Annotated in this window: 17 protein-coding genes; 16 read left to right on the top strand and 1 reads right to left on the bottom strand. The window is 63.7% G+C overall.

The annotated features are described in order from the left end of the window. The first annotated feature begins 33 nt into the window (after positions 1-33). Both G1C96_RS04610 and G1C96_RS04605 read left to right on the top strand, forming a co-directional pair. The gene (locus tag G1C96_RS04610) at positions 34-1,344 is read left to right on the top strand and encodes an ABC transporter substrate-binding protein (RefSeq protein ID WP_169275479.1); all 1,311 of its coding nucleotides are present in this window, start codon (positions 34-36) and stop codon (positions 1,342-1,344) included. 706 nt (positions 1,345-2,050) lie between these two features. After that, complete coding sequence (locus G1C96_RS04605) at positions 2,051-3,904, top strand: family 43 glycosylhydrolase (RefSeq protein WP_205832047.1); 1,854 nt, start codon at positions 2,051-2,053, stop codon at positions 3,902-3,904. Positions 3,905-4,820: 916 nt separating this feature from the next. On the opposite strand, the gene G1C96_RS04600 is transcribed toward G1C96_RS04605, so the two are convergent. Further along, positions 4,821-5,873 (bottom strand): LacI family DNA-binding transcriptional regulator, encoded by a 1,053-nt coding sequence (locus G1C96_RS04600; protein ID WP_169275478.1) that lies wholly within the window; start codon positions 5,871-5,873, stop codon positions 4,821-4,823. A gap of 206 nt (positions 5,874-6,079) precedes the next feature. Here G1C96_RS04600 and G1C96_RS04595 point away from each other — a divergent pair, with 206 nt between their 5' ends. The 14 genes from G1C96_RS04595 to G1C96_RS04530 all read left to right on the top strand — a co-directional run bounded on the left by G1C96_RS04595 (position 6,080) and on the right by G1C96_RS04530 (position 18,766). After that, the gene (locus G1C96_RS04595; protein WP_169275477.1) at positions 6,080-7,714 is read left to right on the top strand and encodes a UxaA family hydrolase; all 1,635 of its coding nucleotides are present in this window, start codon (positions 6,080-6,082) and stop codon (positions 7,712-7,714) included. A gap of 193 nt (positions 7,715-7,907) precedes the next feature. Beyond that, positions 7,908-9,431, top strand: coding sequence for an amino acid permease (locus tag G1C96_RS04590; RefSeq protein WP_169275476.1), 1,524 nt, complete (start codon positions 7,908-7,910; stop codon positions 9,429-9,431). Between the two features lie 149 nt (positions 9,432-9,580). Further along, positions 9,581-9,904, top strand: coding sequence for a ferredoxin (fdxA, locus tag G1C96_RS04585; RefSeq protein WP_169275475.1), 324 nt, complete (start codon positions 9,581-9,583; stop codon positions 9,902-9,904). A gap of 80 nt (positions 9,905-9,984) precedes the next feature. Further along, positions 9,985-11,175, top strand: a complete 1,191-nt coding sequence (gene dapC, locus G1C96_RS04580; protein WP_169275474.1) for a succinyldiaminopimelate transaminase — start codon at positions 9,985-9,987, stop codon at positions 11,173-11,175. A gap of 130 nt (positions 11,176-11,305) precedes the next feature. Continuing rightward, the gene (locus tag G1C96_RS04575) at positions 11,306-11,947 is read left to right on the top strand and encodes a response regulator transcription factor (protein WP_169275473.1); all 642 of its coding nucleotides are present in this window, start codon (positions 11,306-11,308) and stop codon (positions 11,945-11,947) included. Positions 11,948-12,047: 100 nt separating this feature from the next. Next, positions 12,048-12,671, top strand: coding sequence for a response regulator transcription factor (locus G1C96_RS04570; protein ID WP_169275472.1), 624 nt, complete (start codon positions 12,048-12,050; stop codon positions 12,669-12,671). 35 nt (positions 12,672-12,706) lie between these two features. After that, the gene (locus G1C96_RS04565) at positions 12,707-13,792 is read left to right on the top strand and encodes a sensor histidine kinase (protein WP_169275471.1); all 1,086 of its coding nucleotides are present in this window, start codon (positions 12,707-12,709) and stop codon (positions 13,790-13,792) included. Between the two features lie 255 nt (positions 13,793-14,047). Next, positions 14,048-14,542, top strand: a complete 495-nt coding sequence (locus G1C96_RS04560) for a hypothetical protein (RefSeq protein WP_169275470.1) — start codon at positions 14,048-14,050, stop codon at positions 14,540-14,542. Positions 14,543-15,021: 479 nt separating this feature from the next. Continuing rightward, positions 15,022-15,375, top strand: a complete 354-nt coding sequence (locus G1C96_RS04555) for a hypothetical protein (RefSeq protein WP_169275469.1) — start codon at positions 15,022-15,024, stop codon at positions 15,373-15,375. A gap of 62 nt (positions 15,376-15,437) precedes the next feature. Then, entirely contained in the window at positions 15,438-15,788 is a 351-nt protein-coding gene (locus G1C96_RS04550) for a hypothetical protein (protein ID WP_169275468.1), read from the top strand. A gap of 122 nt (positions 15,789-15,910) precedes the next feature. Then, complete coding sequence (locus G1C96_RS04545; RefSeq protein ID WP_169275467.1) at positions 15,911-16,600, top strand: hypothetical protein; 690 nt, start codon at positions 15,911-15,913, stop codon at positions 16,598-16,600. 207 nt (positions 16,601-16,807) lie between these two features. Next, the gene (locus G1C96_RS04540; protein ID WP_169275466.1) at positions 16,808-17,341 is read left to right on the top strand and encodes a hypothetical protein; all 534 of its coding nucleotides are present in this window, start codon (positions 16,808-16,810) and stop codon (positions 17,339-17,341) included. Positions 17,342-17,398: 57 nt separating this feature from the next. Beyond that, positions 17,399-18,088, top strand: coding sequence for a hypothetical protein (locus G1C96_RS04535; RefSeq protein WP_169275465.1), 690 nt, complete (start codon positions 17,399-17,401; stop codon positions 18,086-18,088). 117 nt (positions 18,089-18,205) lie between these two features. Further along, positions 18,206-18,766 (top strand): hypothetical protein, encoded by a 561-nt coding sequence (locus G1C96_RS04530; protein ID WP_169275464.1) that lies wholly within the window; start codon positions 18,206-18,208, stop codon positions 18,764-18,766. Positions 18,767-18,816 lie beyond the last annotated feature (50 nt).

Below are 18,816 nucleotides of genomic sequence, written 5' to 3'. Positions count from 1 at the left end.
ACCGGAAGAGCAGCAATGCAAAGGAGCAAAGCCATGAACGGAATGATGAAGAAGGTCTGCGCAGTCATCGCCACCTGCGCCGCGGTCGTCTCGATGGGCGCGTGCGGCGGCAGCTCCGGCGGATCGTCGGACAACCACCTGTCGATCATGTGGTGGGGCAATCAGGTGCGCAACGACCGCACCGCGCAGGTCAACACCATGTTCGAGCAGCAGCATGAGGGCGTGACCATCGACGGCCAGTTCGCCAGCATGGACGACATGTTCAAGAAGCTGTCCACGCAGGCCGCGTCGCGCTCCATGCCGGACATCATCCAGATGAACTACAACTACTACTCGCAGTACATCAACAACGGCACGCTCATCGACCTGCAGCAGTACATCGACGACGGCACCATCGACGTGAGCAACATCGACAAGGACGTGCTCGCGCAGGGCGAGGTGAACGGCAAGCAGTACGGCATCTCCACGGCGCTCGGCGTGCCGGTGCTCGCCTACGACAAGAACGTCACGGACAAGGCCGGCGTCACCATCCCGGACAACATGACGATCGAGCAGTTCGAGCAGATCTCCAAGACCATCTACGAGAAGACCGGCTGGAAGACCAACTACGCGTACATGCCGTCCTTGAACTTCATCGCCTACGCGATGCGCGGCCAGGGCAAGCACCTGTTCAACGACGACGGCACGCTCGGCGTGGACGCCTCCGACGTGCAGCAGTGGTTCGACGTCTACGAGAAGGGCATCAAGGAGGGGTGGCACATCTCGCCGGAGGTGTTCGGCGGTCTGCAGATCGGCCAGGCGGAGCAGGATCCGCTGGTCTACGGCACGGATCCGTCGCAGCGCTCGTGGTGCATGTTCGCGTGGGGCTCCACGTTCAACGCGCTGCGCAAGGCGGCGCAGTCCAACCAGAACCTGCAGATGACCTCGTGGCCCGCCGAGGACACGAAGCTCGCCAACTACACCAGCCCGTCGCAGCTGTGGGTGGTCTCGCGCGACTGCAAGAACCCGAAGCTCGCGGCCGAGTGGATCAACTTCTACCTCAACAACGAGGACGCCAACAAGGTGCTGCTGCTCGAGCGCGGCATCACCGTGAACAACAAGATCCTCGCCGATCTCACCCCGTCCCTCTCCGACACGGACAAGGCCGTGGTCGACTTCACGCAGAACGTGGTCAAGCCCAACTCGTCCAAGGTGGACGCCCCGTTCCCGTCCGCCTCGTACCAGATGGCCAACCAGATCCTCTTCACGCTGGAGGAGTCGGTGATGTACGGCAAGATGAGCGCGGCCGACGCGGCGCAGCAGTTCGTCACGCAGTCGCAGGAGGCCATCGCCAAGTCCAAGTAGATTCGGGCGGCCAAGTAGGCCCGGGCCGGCAATGTCTGAGGCGGCCGACCTGACCGGATTGCCGGACGGGCGGGGTGCGCTGATCGACGATCGGTGCGCCCCGTCCGTCGTATCGTGTTCCGTTCCGTCGTGTCCCGTGGCGTTGCGATCGCGTCCGCGGTCGTTCGCCGTGTCCCCGGCGTCGCGCATCCGATCTGCTCAATCCGTGTGCTGCGCATCGCGGATTGAGCAGATCGGATTCCCGCGCATCGCGGATTGAGCGGATCCGATGCCGGGGAGGCCGTGAAGGGGGTGTGGGGCATCCGATCTGCTCAATCTCTGTGTCGCACCTCGCGGATTGAGCGGATTGGATTCCTGTACCTCGCGGATTGAGCGGATCCGATGTCTGCGTCTCACGTAATGAGCGGATTCGATGCTCGCTCCTCGGAGTCTCGGGAACATGCGGTTCCCGTGCGCATCCGCGCATCCGGTCGTGTGCGCCCTCGGGCCGGCGCGGCATCGAGCGCGGACGCGGCGCGTCGGGGGAGCGGCTTCCTCCGTTTCCTGAGGGTGTACGATGGAGACATAAAGTTCAAAGGATGAACAAAAGGGTGGGAAAGATTTTGCGCCGATGCGGAGCCACATGCGTCCGCCGCGAAGCCGCATGCGACCACCGCGCGGCCGATCGGATCTCCCGCCCGCCCCGAACCACCCGGAAAGACCAACGATGACCAACGAAGCAGCAGCAGCCGCGCCGGCGCACGGCGACCCGAACCGCGCCATGATCCACAACCCCATCCTCCCCGGCTTCAACCCGGACCCCAACATCTTCACCGACGACCGCCGCTACTACATCGCCGTCTCCACGTTCACCTGGGTGCCCGGCGTGCGCGTCTACGCCTCCAACGATCTGGTCGAATGGCGCTACGAGACCTCCGTGCTCGCCACCCCGGCGCTCGCCGACTTCGCCGGCCGCCCGGACAACATGGGCATCTGGGCGCCCATGATGACCTGGCACGACGGCCTGTACTACCTCATCTACACCGACGTCGCCACCACGCAGCGCCCGTTCGCCGACGCCGCCAACTACATCGTCACCGCCCCGGACATCCGCGGGCCGTGGTCCGAGCCCGTGTACGTCAACGGCTCCGGCTTCGACCCGTCGATCTTCTTCGACGACGACGGCGCGATGTACGTGGTCAACGAGCTGTGGGACTACCGCGTCGCCACGCACAACAAGTCCGCGGGCGTGGTGCTCCAGCAGGTCGACGCCCGCACGTTCGCGCCGATCGGCGAACCGCGCCGCATCTTCGACGGCACCGCGGCCGCCAAGACCGAGGCGCCGCACATCGTCCGCCACGACGGCTGGTACTACCTCATCACCGCGGAGGGCGGCACCGGCTCCGGACATCAGGTCACGGTGTGCCGGTCGCGCGGCGTCTGGGGGCCGTACGAGGTGGATCCCGCCAACCCCATGCTCACTTCCGCGGACGATCCGTCGCTCGAGCTGCAGTGCGCCGGCCACGGCAGCGTGGTGTCCACGCCGGACGGCGAATGGTACATGGCGCACCTGTGCACGCGTCCGCTCCGCGGCGGTCACGCGGTGCTGGGGCGCGAGGCGGCGCTGCAGCGCGTGACGTGGACCGACGACGGCTGGCTTCGGCTGGCGGGGTCTTTGGACGGTGCCGAGTCGCGCGGCGGCAACCATCCCGCGGTGGACGTGCCGGCCCCGCGTGCGTACCGCGGCGGCGGGGCGAGCGTCGTCACGTCGTTCGAGGACGACTTCTCCGGCGGTGCGCTGGACTTCGCCCGGTGGAACACGCCGCGCGAGCTGCCCGGCGACTGGCTCGCGGTGGGCGATGCGCGGTGCGGCGGCGATCACGAGGGTTGCGGCTGCGCCGCCGGTCTGACGCTCGCGCCGGGCGCCTCGCCGCAGTCCACGTTCGGCCAGCACATGGTGGCCACGCGCCAGACCGACTTCGCGTTCGAGGCGACCGTGACCCTCGACTACGTGCCGCACACGTATCTCGATATGGCCGGCATGCTGCTCTATCTCGACACCAAGCACTACCTGTTCCTCGCCGTGACGCGCGACGAGCGGCTCGACGGCAGGGGAGGGCCGGTGATCGCGCGGCTCATGGCGAACCACGGCGACACGTTCTCCGTCCTCGCGGACATGGAGCTCGATGCGGCCGGCGACGCGGCCCGCGCCGAGTCCGCGATTCTGGACGGGGGCGTGGGTGCCGCGAACGATACGGACGCTGCGAACGCTGCGGACGCTGCGGACGGTGCGGATGCCGCGGGCGACGAGATCGTCTCGGGCGGTACGATCGATTTGGATGTCGCGATCGCCGCGCTGAGCCACACGCTCACGATCCGCGTGGATCGCACCACGGCCTCCTTCGCCGTGGACGGACGCGAACTCGCGGGCGGCATCGACGTGACGTTCCTGTCCGGCGGATTCACCGGCGACTTCATCGCCCTGACCAACGTGGGCATGAACCGCCGCGGTGATGCGGTGGCCGCCTGCGATCCGCGCTCCCTCGCGCGCTTCCGCCGCTTCTCCTATCGCGCGCACTGACCGTCCCCATCCGATCCTCGCGTTGACCGTCATCCGATTCGCTCGCGCTGTGACACCGCTCGCGTGACCCGCGCGCTGCGATGCCGTGTCCGCACGATGAGCGGATCGGATGCGCGGTGGTCCGATCGGGTACACGGTGGTCCGATCGGGTGCGCAACGTCCCGACCGAGTGCCCCGATACCGACCACCCCCACGCAGATTTGGCAGATCTGACCATCCCGATCGCGCGCATTTTCGCATATTTGGCAGATCTGACCCCGGAGCGACGATTTTCGAGTTCCCCGAGGTCACTTCTGCCAAATCTGCGGATCGGCGTCCGATGCGCATGGTCGGATCTGCCCAATCTACAGGAGGCCGCACCCCGATGCAGAACGGTGCCGGCCGCTTCCGCCCAATCTGCGGGAAGCTGTGCGATGGATACACGGCAATGACGATCGGATCCGCGCAATTCGTGAGAATCCTCGCGCTGATCGTCCGCTGATCTTTTCCGCCGGCCGTTCGCGCAGACCATTGCTGCCGGACCTCTCCGCAGACCGTCGTCGCGCGCAACATCCTCGCAGATTTGGCAGAACTGACCATCCCGATCGCGCGCGTTTTCGCAGATTTGGCAGATCTGACCTCGGGGAGCTCGAAAATCGTCGCTCCGGGGTCACTTCCGCCAAATCTGCGGATCGGCGCCTAGCACGCGTGGTCATTTCCGCCAAATCTGCGAGGAACCGCACGACAGGTGCATGACGGTGACGATCGGATCTGACCAATTTGTGGAAATCCGCGCAACGGGACGTCCGATGTGCATGGTCGGATCCGTCCAATCCGCGGAAACCGCACGATGCGATCACGATGCGATAAATGCGCGAACAGGTGCCGGCCGTCTCGCCCAATCCGTGAGAATCCGCAGCGACGATGCCGCAGCGTCTCAGCGCGCGGGCGCCGCGGTGCTGCCGCGCTCGATCAGCGTGGGCGGCAGGATGGCGCGCTGTCCGGTAGCGGTATCCGGCCCGGCGCTCTGTTCGCCGTTCTGCGCGAAGATCATCTCCGCGGCGGCCATGCCCATGCGGCGCATCGGCCGGCTCACCGTGGTCAGCGGCGGCGTCATATACCAGGACGGGCGGATGTCGTCGTAGCCCACCACGGACAGGTCGTCCGGGATGCGCAGCCGCAGCTCGTACGCGGCCTGATAGACGCCCATCGCGATGAGGTCGGTCTGCGCCACGATCGCCGTGGGCCGCTCGCCCTCCGGACGCCCCAGCAGCTCGAGCGCCGCCGCGCGCCCGTGCTTGCAGGACGCCTTGGAGCGGATCACCATGTCGTCGCGCCGCGGGATGCCGGCCTCGTCCAGCGCGCTGCCGAATCCGTCGAGCTGCGCGTTCGCCCGCATCTCCGAGGGTTGCCCGGTGATCGTGGCGATGCGCGTGTGCCCGAGCGCGATGAGATGCCGCGCGGCGATGAGTCCACCGGTCCAGAAGTCGGTCTGCACGGCCAGGATGCCCTGCGCGGGCGGGTTGCCCCACGGGTCGAGCGAGACGCAGGGGATGCGCCGGGCCGTGAGCTTGGACACCACGGCGTCGGACGGGCTGGGCATCACCGCGATCACGCCCATCGCCTGATCCGTGATCGCGCGGTCCACCCACGACGACGACGTGTCCGCCGCACGCACCTCCACGCGCGCGTCGCGGTCGGCCACGGCGATGGAGATGCCCTGCAGCACGTCCGTCACCCAGAAGTGGTCGAACGCGGTGAACACCACCTCGATGATCCCGGAACGGTCCTCCTCCGCGATGTTCGTGCGCACGTACCCCAGTTCGCGCACCGCACGCTCCACGCGCTCGCGCGTCTCGTCGGCCACGTTGGAGCGTCCGTTGATCACCTTGGACACGGTGGCGATGGACACGTTGGCGGCCTGCGCCACGTCCTGCAGGCGCGTGCGTCCGTGCGACGAGCGAGGGGAGAGGGAGGACGATTGCTTCATGCCACACAGTATATAAGGCGGGTCCTATCCGACGATCTTTCGTGCGATGCCGTGCGATACTGTGCGATACCGTGCCTGCCGCGCGATTGGCCCGCCGCACGATGCCGTGCGACTCCGACCCCGCGATGCGCGCCCCGCCGTACCGAATCCTGCAATGGATGGCAACAAATCGACCCGGGCTATTGACTTTTCCGTACCATTGAGGTATGAGCGCAACGAAGCAAACCGATTCCGAATTCTGTGGCGACCTCAAGGCCGCCGCCCGCGACGCCAGCACCGGGTTCATCCGCACCTGCGGCGAGGGCATCAAGGGCCAGCACGACTACATCGCCGAGATCCCGGAGAAGACCGGGCTGGACACGATCGTCCTGGCGCCCGGCGACATGGTGTGCGTGGCCGCCCGCCCGATCAAGGCCGGCGAGACCGTCACCGTGGACGGCCACGACCCGCTGACCGTCCTCAACGACGTGCCGCGCGGCCACAAGATCGCCCTCCAGGACATCCCCGAGGGCACCAACGTGGTCAAGTACGGCTTCGCCATCGGCCGCGCCAGCCAGCCCATCAGGCGCGGCGAATGGGTCCACACCCACAACATCAAGACCAATCTGGGCGCCAACCTGGACTACACGTACGAGCCCACCGACGACACCGTCAAGCCCGGCCACCCCACCACCACGTTCATGGGCTACCGCCGCGCCAACGGCAAGGTGGGCATCCGCAACGACCTGTACATCGTGCCCACCGTGGGCTGCATCGACGGCCTGTGCGACACCATGGCCCGCTCGTTCCGCGCCCTGCACCCGGACAACGGCAACTTCGACTCCGTGATCGTGGCCCGCCACCCGTACGGCTGCTCGCAGCTCGGCGGCGATCTGGTCTGGACGCAGGAGACCCTGCGCGGCATCGCCGAGCACCCCAACGCGGGCGGCGTGCTGCTCGTGGGCCTCGGCTGCGAGAACAACCAGATGAGCCTCATGAAGGAGGGCATGCACGAGTACGTGCCCGAGCGCACCCGCTTCATGATCTGCCAGGAGATGGAGGACGAGTTCGAGACCGCCGCCGACCTGCTCGAGGAGCTCAACGACGCCGCCGCGAACGACGTGCGCGAGCCCATCCCCATGAGCGAGCTCAAGGTGGGCGTGGAGTGCGGCGGCTCCGACGGCATGAGCGGCATCACCGCCAACCCGCTCGTCGGCCGCTTCGCCGAGTGGGTCACCTCCCAGGGCGGCTCCGTGATCCTCTCCGAGGTGCCGGAGATGTTCGGCGCCGAGACCGTGCTCATGTCCCAGGCGCGCGACGAGGGCGTGTTCCACGACGTGGTCCGCCTCATCAACAAGTTCAAGGACCACTTCCGCAAGTACGGCGAGGTCATCTCCGACAACCCGTCCCCGGGCAACAAGGCCGGCGGCATCACCACGCTGGAGGACAAGTCCCTCGGCTGCATCCGCAAGGGCGGCAAGTGCGAGGTGGAGGACGTCCTGTGGTACGGCGAGCGCCTGCGCCGCAACGGCATGAGCCTCATGGAGACCCCCGGCAACGACATGGTCTCCACCACCGCCATGGCCGCCGCCGGCTGCCAGATCATCCTGTTCACCACCGGCCGCGGCACCCCGTTCGGCTGCTTCGTGCCCACTCTCAAGGTGGCCACCAACACGCCGCTCGCCACCAAGAAGCACCGCTGGATCGACTTCAACGCCGGCCGTCTGCTCGACGAGCCCGCCTCCGTGGTGGACGAGGACTTCCGCGAGCTCGTGCTGCGCACCGTGGACGGCGCCCGCGCCAACAACGAGCGCAACGCGATGCAGGGCGTGGTCATCTTCAAGGACGGTCCCACCGAATAACGAAAGGCCACACGCGTACGATGTCGTTATTCCTGCGCGATGGTGCGGAACGACGACTGACGCCGTCGCAAGCCCCGGTCCCCGCGGCCGGGGCTTTCGCATGCAACACGGTGCCTGTAGGATAGCGTGTCGAGTCGTGCGCGGACGCACGCAGACCGGCAAACCGGCAAGACAGCAAAGGGAGAAGGAGCCCATGCAACTGTTCAGAACCAAGTCCGTCGAGCAGACCATCGCGGAGACGGACGACAAGGACCGCAAGCTCAAGCGCACGCTGGGCGCGTGGGACCTCGCCATCATGGGCGTGGCCGTGGCCGTGGGCGCGGGCATCTTCTCCGTGGGCGCGCAGGCCGCCGCCTACCATGCGGGCCCGGCCGTGATCATCAGCTTCCTCATCGCCGGCGTGGTGTGCGGCGCGGCCGTGATGTGCTACGCCGAGTTCGCGTCGATGATCCCGGTGGCCGGTTCCGCCTACACGTTCACGTACACCACGGTGGGCGAGATCATGGCGTGGATCATCGGCTGGGACCTCATCCTGGAGATGCTCATGGCCGGTTCGGTCATCTCCAAGTACTGGGGCGTGTACCTCAACGACTTCTTCGGTCTCATGGGCTGGGACCTCAACACCAACATCACGCTGTTCGGCGGCTTCAACTTCGACGTGGCGCCGCTGATCATCGTGGCGTTCTTCACGGTGCTGCTCGTGTTCGGCACCAAGCTGGGCGCGCGCGTGGACGGCGCGATGACCGTGCTGAAGATCGCCATCGTGTTCTTCGTGGTGATCGTGGGCTTCTTCTACGTGAAGGCCTCCAACTACACGCCGTTCATCCCGCCGAGCGAGCCTGCCTCCTCCGTGCAGGGCGCCTCCGTCGTCACCGGCGTGTGGACGCAGCCGCTGTGGCAGTGGATGACCGGCATGACCCCGTCCATCTACGGCGTGCCCGGCATCCTGTCCGGCGCGGCGCTGGTGTTCTTCGCGTTCATCGGCTTCGACGTGGTGGCCACCGCGTCCGAGGAGACCAAGAACCCGCACCGCAACGTGCCGCTCGGCATCGGCGTGGGCATGCTGCTCATCATCGTCATGTACATGCTCGTGGCCATCGTCACCACCGGCATGGTGAGCTACAAGGAGCTGGCCGCCGCGGACAGCCCGTCGCTGGCCACCGCGTTCGAGATCGTGGGCGCCACGTGGGCCGCGAAGGTGATCAGCTTCGGCATCGTGCTGGGTCTGGCCACCGTGGTGATGGTGCTGCTGCTGGGCCTGACGCGCATCGTGTTCGCCATGAGCCGCGACGGTCTGCTGCCGCGCGGGCTGTCCCGCACCGGCCAGCACGGCACCCCGGCCGTGCTGCAGATCGCTGTGGGCGTGGTGGTGGCGCTGGTGGCCGCCTGCTTCGATATCGGCGTGCTGTCCGACATGGTGAACATCGGCACGCTGTCCGCGTTCACGCTGGTGGCCGTCTCCATTCCGATCATGCGCGCCAAGCGCCCGGAGCTGCCGCGCGCGTTCAAGATGCCGGGCAACCCGTGGGTGCCGATCCTCATCGCGCTCGCGAACTTCTGGCTCATGATCAACCTGTCCGTGCTCACGTGGGTGCGTTTCCTGGTGTGGCTGGTGCTGGGCTTCGCGATCTACTTCGGCTACAGCTACCGCCATTCGCGTCTGGGGCGCGGCGATCTGACCGGCGACATCTCCGACGAGGTCGCCTCCGCGCTGTGACGTGACGCGCTGTGACGACGGCTCCCTTCCCGCCGAGGAGGGGAGCCGTCGCGCGTATCGGGCGACGCATGGCGCGATGGTAGGGCGAGACCCGCGAGTATGGTGGGCCCTAACTGTGTCGTGTCATCAATTGCGGTAAGGAGATCATCATGCCATACGTCGTTGCCCAGCCGTGCGTGGACGTGCGCGACAAGGCCTGCGTGGACGAGTGCCCGGTCGACTGCATCTACGAGGGCAAGCGCTCCCTGTACATCAACCCCAACGAGTGCGTGGACTGCGGCGCGTGCGAGCCCGTGTGCCCCACCGAGGCGATCTTCTACGAGGACGACCTGCCGGACGAGTGGGCGTGGTACAAGGACGCCGCCGTGGAGTTCTTCGCCGAGGTGGGCGATCTGGGCGGCGCATCCGCTGCCGGTCCCATCGGCAAGGACCCGGCTCAGGTGGAGGCCCTGCCCCCGCAGAACCAGGGCTGAGCTTAGCCGAACCAATCCGAACGAACCGGTGCCGCACCGGCGCCGCACCGAACCACCGAACCTACCGAAAGCCGTCGCACATGGGATTCCAACCGTTCTCGTCACCCTACGACTGGTCGCGCATCGCGCGCTTCAAGCGGACCGCGCAGGCCGTGCCCGGTGGCATGGCGGACTTGTCGGTAGGCTCCCCGGTGGACCCGGTGCCCGCGTCCGTGCGCGAGGCGCTCGTCGCCGCGGCCGACGCGCCCAATGCGCACGGCTATCCGGTGACCGCGGGCACCGCGGACCTGCGCGCGGCGATCGGGGAGTGGTTCCGCCATCTGCGCGGCGTGGATCTGGATGCGGTGGGCGCGCGCGTGGTGCCCACGGTCGGCTCCAAGGAGGCGGTGGCGCTCATGGCGTCCCTGCTGCATCTGGGCGAGGGCGACGTGGTGGTGCAGCCGCGCGTCTCCTATCCCACGTACGAGATCGGCACGCAGCTGGCCGGCGCCACGGTGCTCAAGGTCGATGACGTGGCCGACGTGGATTCGTGGGCGCGAATCCCGGGCGTCAAGGCCGTGTGGGTGAATTCGCCGTCCAATCCGTCCGGCGAGGTGCTGGATGCCGTGCAGCTCAAGCGCATCGTGGATGCGGCGCGCAGCATCGGCGCCGTGGTACTGTCCGACGAGTGCTATGCGCTCATGGAGTGGTCCGGTGCCGGCGACGACGCCGTCTCCAGCGCCACCAACGAGCCGGCCGACGCGGGCGCGTACAGTCTCACGGCCGCGCCCTGCGCCCTGTCGCCCGCAGTGTGCGATGGACGAGCCGACGGCGTGCTCGTGCTGTATTCGCTGAGCAAGCAGTCCAACATGGCCGGCTACCGTACCGCGTTCATCGCCGGCGACGCCGCGCTCGTGACGCCGATGATCGACTATCGCAAGCAGATCGGGCAGATCATCCCCGGCCCGGTGCAGGCGGCCATGGCCGCGGGACTGCGCGACGTGGCCGCCGTGCGTGGGCAGTGGGAACGCTACCGCGCCCGTCTGGAGCGTCTCGTGGGGGCGCTGCGCGTCTATGGCTACGATGCCGCCATGCCCGCCGGCGCACTGTACGTGTGGGTGAGGGCGAAGTCCGGCGACTGCTGGACGGACATGGCCGATCTTGCCGCGATCGGCGTGGTGCCGAGCCCCGGGGAGTTCTATGCGGCGCCGTCCCATCTGCGCTTCGCCGCCACCGCGTCGGACGAGACGATCGAACTGGCCGCCGCGCGTCTGGAGGCCGCCCGCGCCTAGGTCGATATCGGGCGTTGGCAACAATCGGCAAGGGGTCCGCTTCGGCCCCGTTCCGGCGGCTATACTGGCCTCCAACGATGGAACACTGAAACACGGCGATGTGGCATGGAACGTCACAGGGGGGGCGACGATGTCCGAGGCGGGGAGCGCGCATGGCGGCGTCACCCTGGGCATCGTGGACAACGATGCGATGGTGCTGCGGTTCCTGAACCGCCTGTTCGCCCCGGAGACGGTCCCCATCCGCGTGCTGTGGACGGTGGACAACGGCGCCGCCGCGCTGGACCTGTGCGGGAACGCCGCCGACCGTCCGCAGGTGGTGCTCACCGATCTGGCGATGCCGCACATGGACGGCATGCAGCTGGCGAAGGCGCTGCACGTCCGGCATCCCGATCTGCGCATCGTGGCCATGGCCGGATTCCGCATCACCCAGACGCCGGAGGAGCTGCATGCTGCGGGCATCGGCGCCGCGGTGGGCAAGGACGTCGACCCGCTCAGGCTGGTGCACGTCATCGGCGCCGCGGCCGGCGACGACGCGGTGGCGCATTGGGATCCGAATTCTGGGGCGTGGCGGACGGCGCGCTCGCCGCTGACCGGGACCGAGACCGCGGTGCTCCGCATGTACGCGGAGGGGAAGACCACGAACGCCATCGCCCACCAGCTCGGCATCAGCGTCTCCACGGTCAAGGTGCATCTGCGCGGCAGCTACGCCAAACTGGGCGTCTCGTCCCGTCCCGAGGCCGTGGCGAAGTGCGTGCGCGAGGGGCTCATCTGAAGGGACGCGCCCGGGGAGAACGTTCCGCGAGTCGTTGACGGCGTCGAAACGCCGTGCTCCATAGAATGAGGCTCAGTGAGTTGGTCGAAGGAGATCCGCCATGGACACGCAACGCGTCACGCTGGGCATAGTGGACAATGATCCGTTCGCGCTCAGGATGCTCGCCGAACTGTTTCGCAGGTCGTCCGCGCCCATAGCCGTGCGCTGGGCCGCGCAGAGCGGGCTGGAGGCGCTCTCGCTGTGCGAGGATCCCGCATCCCTGCCGCAGGTGGTGCTCACGGATATGTCCATGCCCGTCATGGACGGCGTGCGGCTGTCCGCGGAGCTGCACGCACGGCATCCGGGAACGGCCGTGGTGGGCATGACCGCCTTCCGTGTGGAACACACCGAGGAGGAGCTGCGGCGCGCGGGCATGGTCGGCGTGGTGTACAAGGAACGGCCCACGGACGAGCTGATCCGCGTCATCGGCAGTGCCGTGGGGAACGAGACGCTCATGCGGTGGGGCGGTCGCGCGCAGGGCGCATCCGCGGTCCGCCTGACCGAGACCGAGCTGACGATACTGCGCCTGTATGCCGCGGGTCTCACCGTCAAGGCGGTCGCCCGCAGACTCGGCAGAAGCGAGACCACGGTGAAGACCCATATGCGCAGCATCTATGCCAAGCTCGGCGTGAATTCCCGCGCGGAGGCGGTGGCGTATTGCGTGAGGGAGGGGCTGATCGATTGAGCGGGATACTGCGGCGGTACGGGCGGCACAAGGCGATGACGCTCGGGAGCCTGTTCGGCGTGGTCTACTATGTGCTGCAGCTGCCGATGAGCCCCATCACGGACGTGCAGTCCGGCGTTGCCGGCGTGTACTATCTGGCGGCGGTGCTGCTGCTGCCGTTGTATCCGGTTGCCTGTTCCACGGCGCTGTGCGCGTTGAGCGTGGCGACTTCATTGATTCCCCTGGTATTCGGTGGACCGCAGGCGTACGCCGGTGTGTGGTTCGCCCTGGGCGTGCTGGGATTCATGGGAACGCCGCTGTACGCCGTGGCATGCATGCTGGCAACGGTGCTTTCCATCAGTACGGACATCGTCCTGCATTTCTGGGACAAGCCGGGCGCGCTCCCGTCGCTCATAGGCATCGACTCCACGTATCTCATCGCTCTGGTGCTGGGGTTCGGCGTAAGGAAGTGGGGCGAACGGCAGTCGCGTCTTGCCTCGCAGCAGGCCGCCTACGAGCGGCAGCAGGAGCAGCTGCGTCTGCTGCACAGCGCGCATGACTCCATCGCGGGCAAGCTCGCCGGTGCCATGATGGTGTGCCGGCTCCATGGTGACGGATCCTCGGACGCACGGGATTGGAGCACGGTGGAACTGCTGCTGCAGCAGGCGCTGCACGAGCTGCGCGAGAACATCATCAATCCCGCCAAGCTGAGCGTCGCGCCGTCGCAGCGCCAGGTCACGACGGCGGGAGACGTTGCCCTGAGATTCCACAACACCGTGGGGGAGATCGAGGCGACGATGCGTCTGCTGCATTTCCGGGGAGGCATCGCCGTCTCGGGACCGGTGAATGCGGTTTCCGCGGACAAACTGGCCGTATGCGTCGATCTGCTGCGCGAGATCCACACCAACATCATCCGGCATGGGATTCCCGGCCCGTATGCGACGACGGTGACGTTCGGCGATGACGTGACCGATGACGACGTGACGGTGCACATCGTATCCACCAATCTCACCGAGGAGCGTCCGGACGAGACGGGTGCCGATTCGGGAATGGCGCTGATGCGCCAGTCGATCGCGCCCTACCACGGGACCGTCTCACACGCCGTCGAGGACGGCGAATGGACCATCGCCATCACGTACTGAGCATCCGCAGTTCCGCTCCGCATCATGAGATGATAACGGGCTTCGTCAATGGGCTGCGTCTGGGTTGCACAGCGAGGACGGTCACCGTCATCGAACCGGACACCGGGGGCGGAGTCGTATTCAACAACGACGGCACGTATCTTGATCATCTGTCCAAACGTGGTACACGGAACCGTCGAGTGTCCTCTCCTCCGTTGCTACGATGGAATCATAATGGCGGGTCAACGCGGACCAGCCAAGGAAAGGAAGACTTCGATGAACATTCATACCGTCTCATCCGTCAATCGTTTCTCATGCAGAGCGATCGCATCAGTCGTTTGTCTCGTCGCGATCTCTGGTTTGTCTGCGTGCGGCGGTTCCACTCCGTCCGGATGGAGTGCACCCACCTACGACACTTCGACCATCACGAAGCACATACCCGAAGGCAAAAACACCGACGACGTGTCGGGCACCGTCCCCAATCCCAAACCTGCGGGATACGATGAGACCTACGCCAAGGTTACGGATCCTACTGTGCGAAGGATCTTCGAGGACGGCAAGGTCACCTATGGCGAGGTGGCTGAGGGCAATGCCCTGCTGGAAGCGTGCTTGGGCTCTAAGGGGTTCTCCACTAGTGCCGACGGTGCCACCATCGCACCCTCCGATATCGGCAAGGCAGACGCACTGTCCGACGCCATATTCGATTGTACGGAATACGGACCTACCTATCAGTGGATTCGGATGATGGAATTCATTCCGAATGCGTCATAGCTGGCATCGCAAAGAGACTGAAGCCGATGCCTGCTGGTTTCGAAGGGGTCAGATCTGCATACGCGGATGTGACCCCTTCGAACAATACGGTTGCGTCTGTTTGCGTGTCGATGGTGAGCTGTCGTTGATTAATCGCAAAAAGGTCCACAAAGCCATTTGACCGGATCTGGACATGGGCAACTGTTGCCGTAAATCTGGATGGCAGGTTTAGTTGCCGGCAAAGATGTAGTGGCACAAGGAAAATTAATGATAATGATACTTATAATTGCGATAAGAGCTTTCATGATACTCCTTTTGTGACGATGCCCATATATTGCTTTTTATCTCAGTAAAGGTGTTTCAGCCAAAACCGCCCGTTCGTAGTAGGCGAATCCGTTGCCTCCTTCGGCTTGTCCTTATAATATAACACATAACGGCAACGTTGCCGTTGGTGCACCTTTATACAATGCAGTATTTATAACGCATAATAGGAGGACAATATGATAAGAAAACCGGGTCAACGCATAGCCGCAACCCTTGTGGCATGTATCGTATTCGTGGGCTGTATGCCCGTGTATGCCTTGACGGCATTCGCGGCAGATCGTTCAGCGGAATGGCAGATCCACACAGAGAATGCGCCGTGGAGCGGATTCTACGGCTTCGTTGATGAAGACCGCTCCCGTGGAATAAACGGGTATTTCTCTCGGCATTGGATGCATGGATGGAATGCTAATGGTGAATATGGCCGATCGATGGGAAAGTGGATGGCTCCCGGAGAGGATTCGCGCGCTCCTCGCCTGAGCTATGACTACACCATCGGTGGCTATTTCGGTGATTTTAATCTCGATATGTAGTTCAATGCGTGTGAAATACTCGGATTGTATTACATGGAAATTCAATTAAGAAAGGAACAATCATGACAATCGTAACACGTTGCAAGAAGACCGTCGCAGCTCTTCTTGCCTGTGCCTTGGGAATCGGCGTTGCTGCCATTCCTGCCACCAGTGCTGTCGCTGGGACGAACAATTTGACCGTGATGTCCTATAAATATTACTGGATGGATCCTGGAATCGGTGAAGTGCACTGGCAGTATTGCATGGCATATGTTGGTTTTAAGTCAAGGCATCGTATCAGGTATAATCTTCCCGATGGTAGATATGGATTTAAAACCGATTCTGAGTATCGTAGTTTTGGAGTTCGGTCAACTGCTGGGCATAATCTTCTGGGCGGTCAAGATGAGTCATGGGGGGATTTCATTAGCAGTTGAGTGATAATGATTTCGAGCATGGTGGAGATTGATGCTGATTGTCGTGGTAGATATATTCATGGCAATCAGTATCAATTTCCTAATTGATTGCGCAAGGATCTTCTTTGGAGAGGGAGTATGCAATGTTCTCATTGTCTAGGCGACGTGGCGGGCATTATCGATCGGGTTTCATGGTGCTCTGTATAATACTGATGCCGCTATGTGCATGCGGGTTTTCTGATGCATCATCCTCCGACGATGGTCCTGCTGTAGATCCGAGTCATCCATATGCCCTTGAGTTCAGGAATTCCTATGCACGTGCAACGAATCCGCTGGTGAAGGGTATGCTGAGGGACGGAGAGATATCCGAGGCCGAGATCAATGAATTTGCCGACGTGTTCGCGCAGTGTATGTCGGATAAGGGACTTGACTGGTCGTGGTCCAACGGCGAAGGTGAGACGATATTGCTCGGCAAGGATTCCAATATAACGACTGAACAGATGCTTGAACGTGAGCAGCAATGTTATGATGAAACGGATTACATGAATATTATGCCTCTGTATACATCGATTAATGGTTCAAATCCGAATAATCTGAGTTCGGATGATTTCAATAAGCAGGTTCTGCAGTGCCTCAAGGACAATGGTCTTATCGACAGAGATTTGGATCCCGATTATTTCCTTTCATTCTATTCGGCTCCTGGTGGCTTTAATAGCTCTGAATATAAGCGATATATCACACCGTTGCAGGATGAGCATGACCCGGGATATGATGCCGCCAAGTCGGAACGATTCTGGCAATGTGTTGATGATCCGATGAGTATAAGGAAGTAGTTAGATTGTTTTATATGATCAGGTGAGTGTGATTTCTTGAGTAAGGAGTTTGGTATGTGTGGGCGGTCATTGCTTTCATTTGGTTATGTTAGGTTTGCCTGTGCTGTACTATTCCTTGTGGTGATATTGGCTCCTCTTGTTGCCTGTGAAAGCGAGAATAGTGAGGGGCTTTCCATCGCTGCGGACAATCCATACGCCGCGGAGTTCATGAAGAACTACGATGAATCGACTAATCCATTGGTGAAAGGAATTCTCAAGGACGGTGTGATCACTGAGGCGGAGATGAGTGAGTTTGCGGATGCGATGAGCACATGCGTGTTCGACGCCGATCCAAGACTCAGGTGGTCGTGGACGGAGGATGGCGGGGAAAGCCTTCATGCGGATGCCGGCGTCGAAGTCGTCGCCGAGCATTCCAATGCGGTGATGCAGCAATGCTATGAAAAGACCGATTACATGCACATCATGCCATTGCATGATTTTATTTCCAATAATCCGGATAATCTCAGTGCCGACGAATACAACACCAAGATTCTGGAATGCATGAAATCGCATGGACTCATTGACAAGAACATGGATCCAGATTACTTCCTGTCGTTCTACTCCGCTCCGGGGGGTACTGAAACACCTGAATACAAGAAATATCTTGGGCCATTGACCGATGAGCATGATCCCAACTACGATTCGGCTAAATCCGAGCGATTCTTCCAATGCATGACGGATCCGCTCGGATTGAAGCAATGATCATCCGCATGTTCGTTCGTGATGTTGATGCATTCGAGTGTTCGGTCATTGACGGATATGCTGGCAACATACGGCGGGCAACGAGGTTTTGCTGGAAAGGGCGACATGATGAGGAAGCATGATGCACGCGGTTTTTCTCCGCGTTTCCGTAGGGCATGCGCCGTTGTGGCCTTCGTTGCCGTTGCGGCATCGTCGGCGTGCGGACCGTCCGCCTCTCCCGGTAGGAATGCCTCGGACGGTTCCGGTCTGCCGTGGCCGTGGAATGATGGGGACGCCCGCAGTCGCATCGTCTGGATCGTACCTGATCCCGCGCCGGACGCCTACCGTGAGGCATATGAGACCGCCGTCGATCCCGTCGTCAGGCAGGCCTTCGCGGACGGTCGTCTCACGCCTCAGGAATCCAAGGCGATACAGGCCAGAAGCAGGGAACTGCAGAACGCGTGTCTTGCCCGGCAGGGAATCATCGTCAGTGACGATCCGAATGTGTCCGACCGCTGGGACGATGCCCATCAGGACCGAGTCGGCGAAGGCATGGACAAGGAACAGCAGCTCTGCGGCGAAAGCGCGTCCGAGAACCCCGCCGCATACGACTACATGCGCATCAACAAGGCGCTCGAGCCGTATTGGCGTCCCTATGCCGTGGATGGGGACCAGAGCAAGCTTCCCGACCCTGCCTACTGGGAGATCGGGCCGGAACCGTCCGGGGAGTCGAGCTCCGCCGCGCAGGGAACCGAGTCCGCAGACTGAGGCGCGCCGCCCGTTCGTGGTAGGGGACACGCCGAAGCGATGCGGGGAACGGCCTATAGGCTGAAACCATGAGCGGGGCGACGTGGCCCCGCCCGCCGATGCTTGGGAGGAAGGCTCATGATGAGCGTCATGCAGGGGAATGCCGGAAGGACGGCGCGTGGACGCCGCACAGGGGCGGTCTTCGCGAAGCTGCGCGCTGCGGCGGCATGTGCCGCGGCGGTCGCCGCGCTCGCGGCATGCGGATCGGCGCCCACCGCCGAATCCACCGACGAGACCGCCGCGGCGACGAACCCGTCGCCCGCGGTGCCGCAGACGGCCACGCCGTACACGCCCACCGAGCCGGAGGACGACGTCAACCGCGTGTGGGTCACCGTGCCGGACCCGCCGCCCGCGGGATACGAGGAGGCGCTGGCCAGGACCACCGATCCGCGCGTCCGTGCCATCTTCGACGACGGCCAGGTCACCATCGCGGAGGAGCGCATGGCCAACAACCTCAAATACGACTGCTACGCCGCCGCGGGCATCGTGGTGGACCTCAAGGCCGCGGTGCCGATGCAGTGGGACGGGGCTCACGCGAACAACAGCTACAAGGAGCTGAGCGAGGCCGTGCGGACGTGCGGGCACACCGGTCCCACGGACGAATGGATGACGCTGATCAACATCCTCGTGCCGCACTGACGGCGGCACATGGGGAGCGTCGTGCGAACGGCCGCACGGGAACGACACGC

Source organism: Bifidobacterium moraviense, from assembly GCF_012932365.1.
GTDB classification, from domain to species: Bacteria; Actinomycetota; Actinomycetes; order Actinomycetales; family Bifidobacteriaceae; genus Bifidobacterium; species Bifidobacterium moraviense.
The sequence above is the reverse complement of the archived record's forward strand: the minus strand, read 5'-3'. Positions and strand labels throughout refer to the sequence as shown.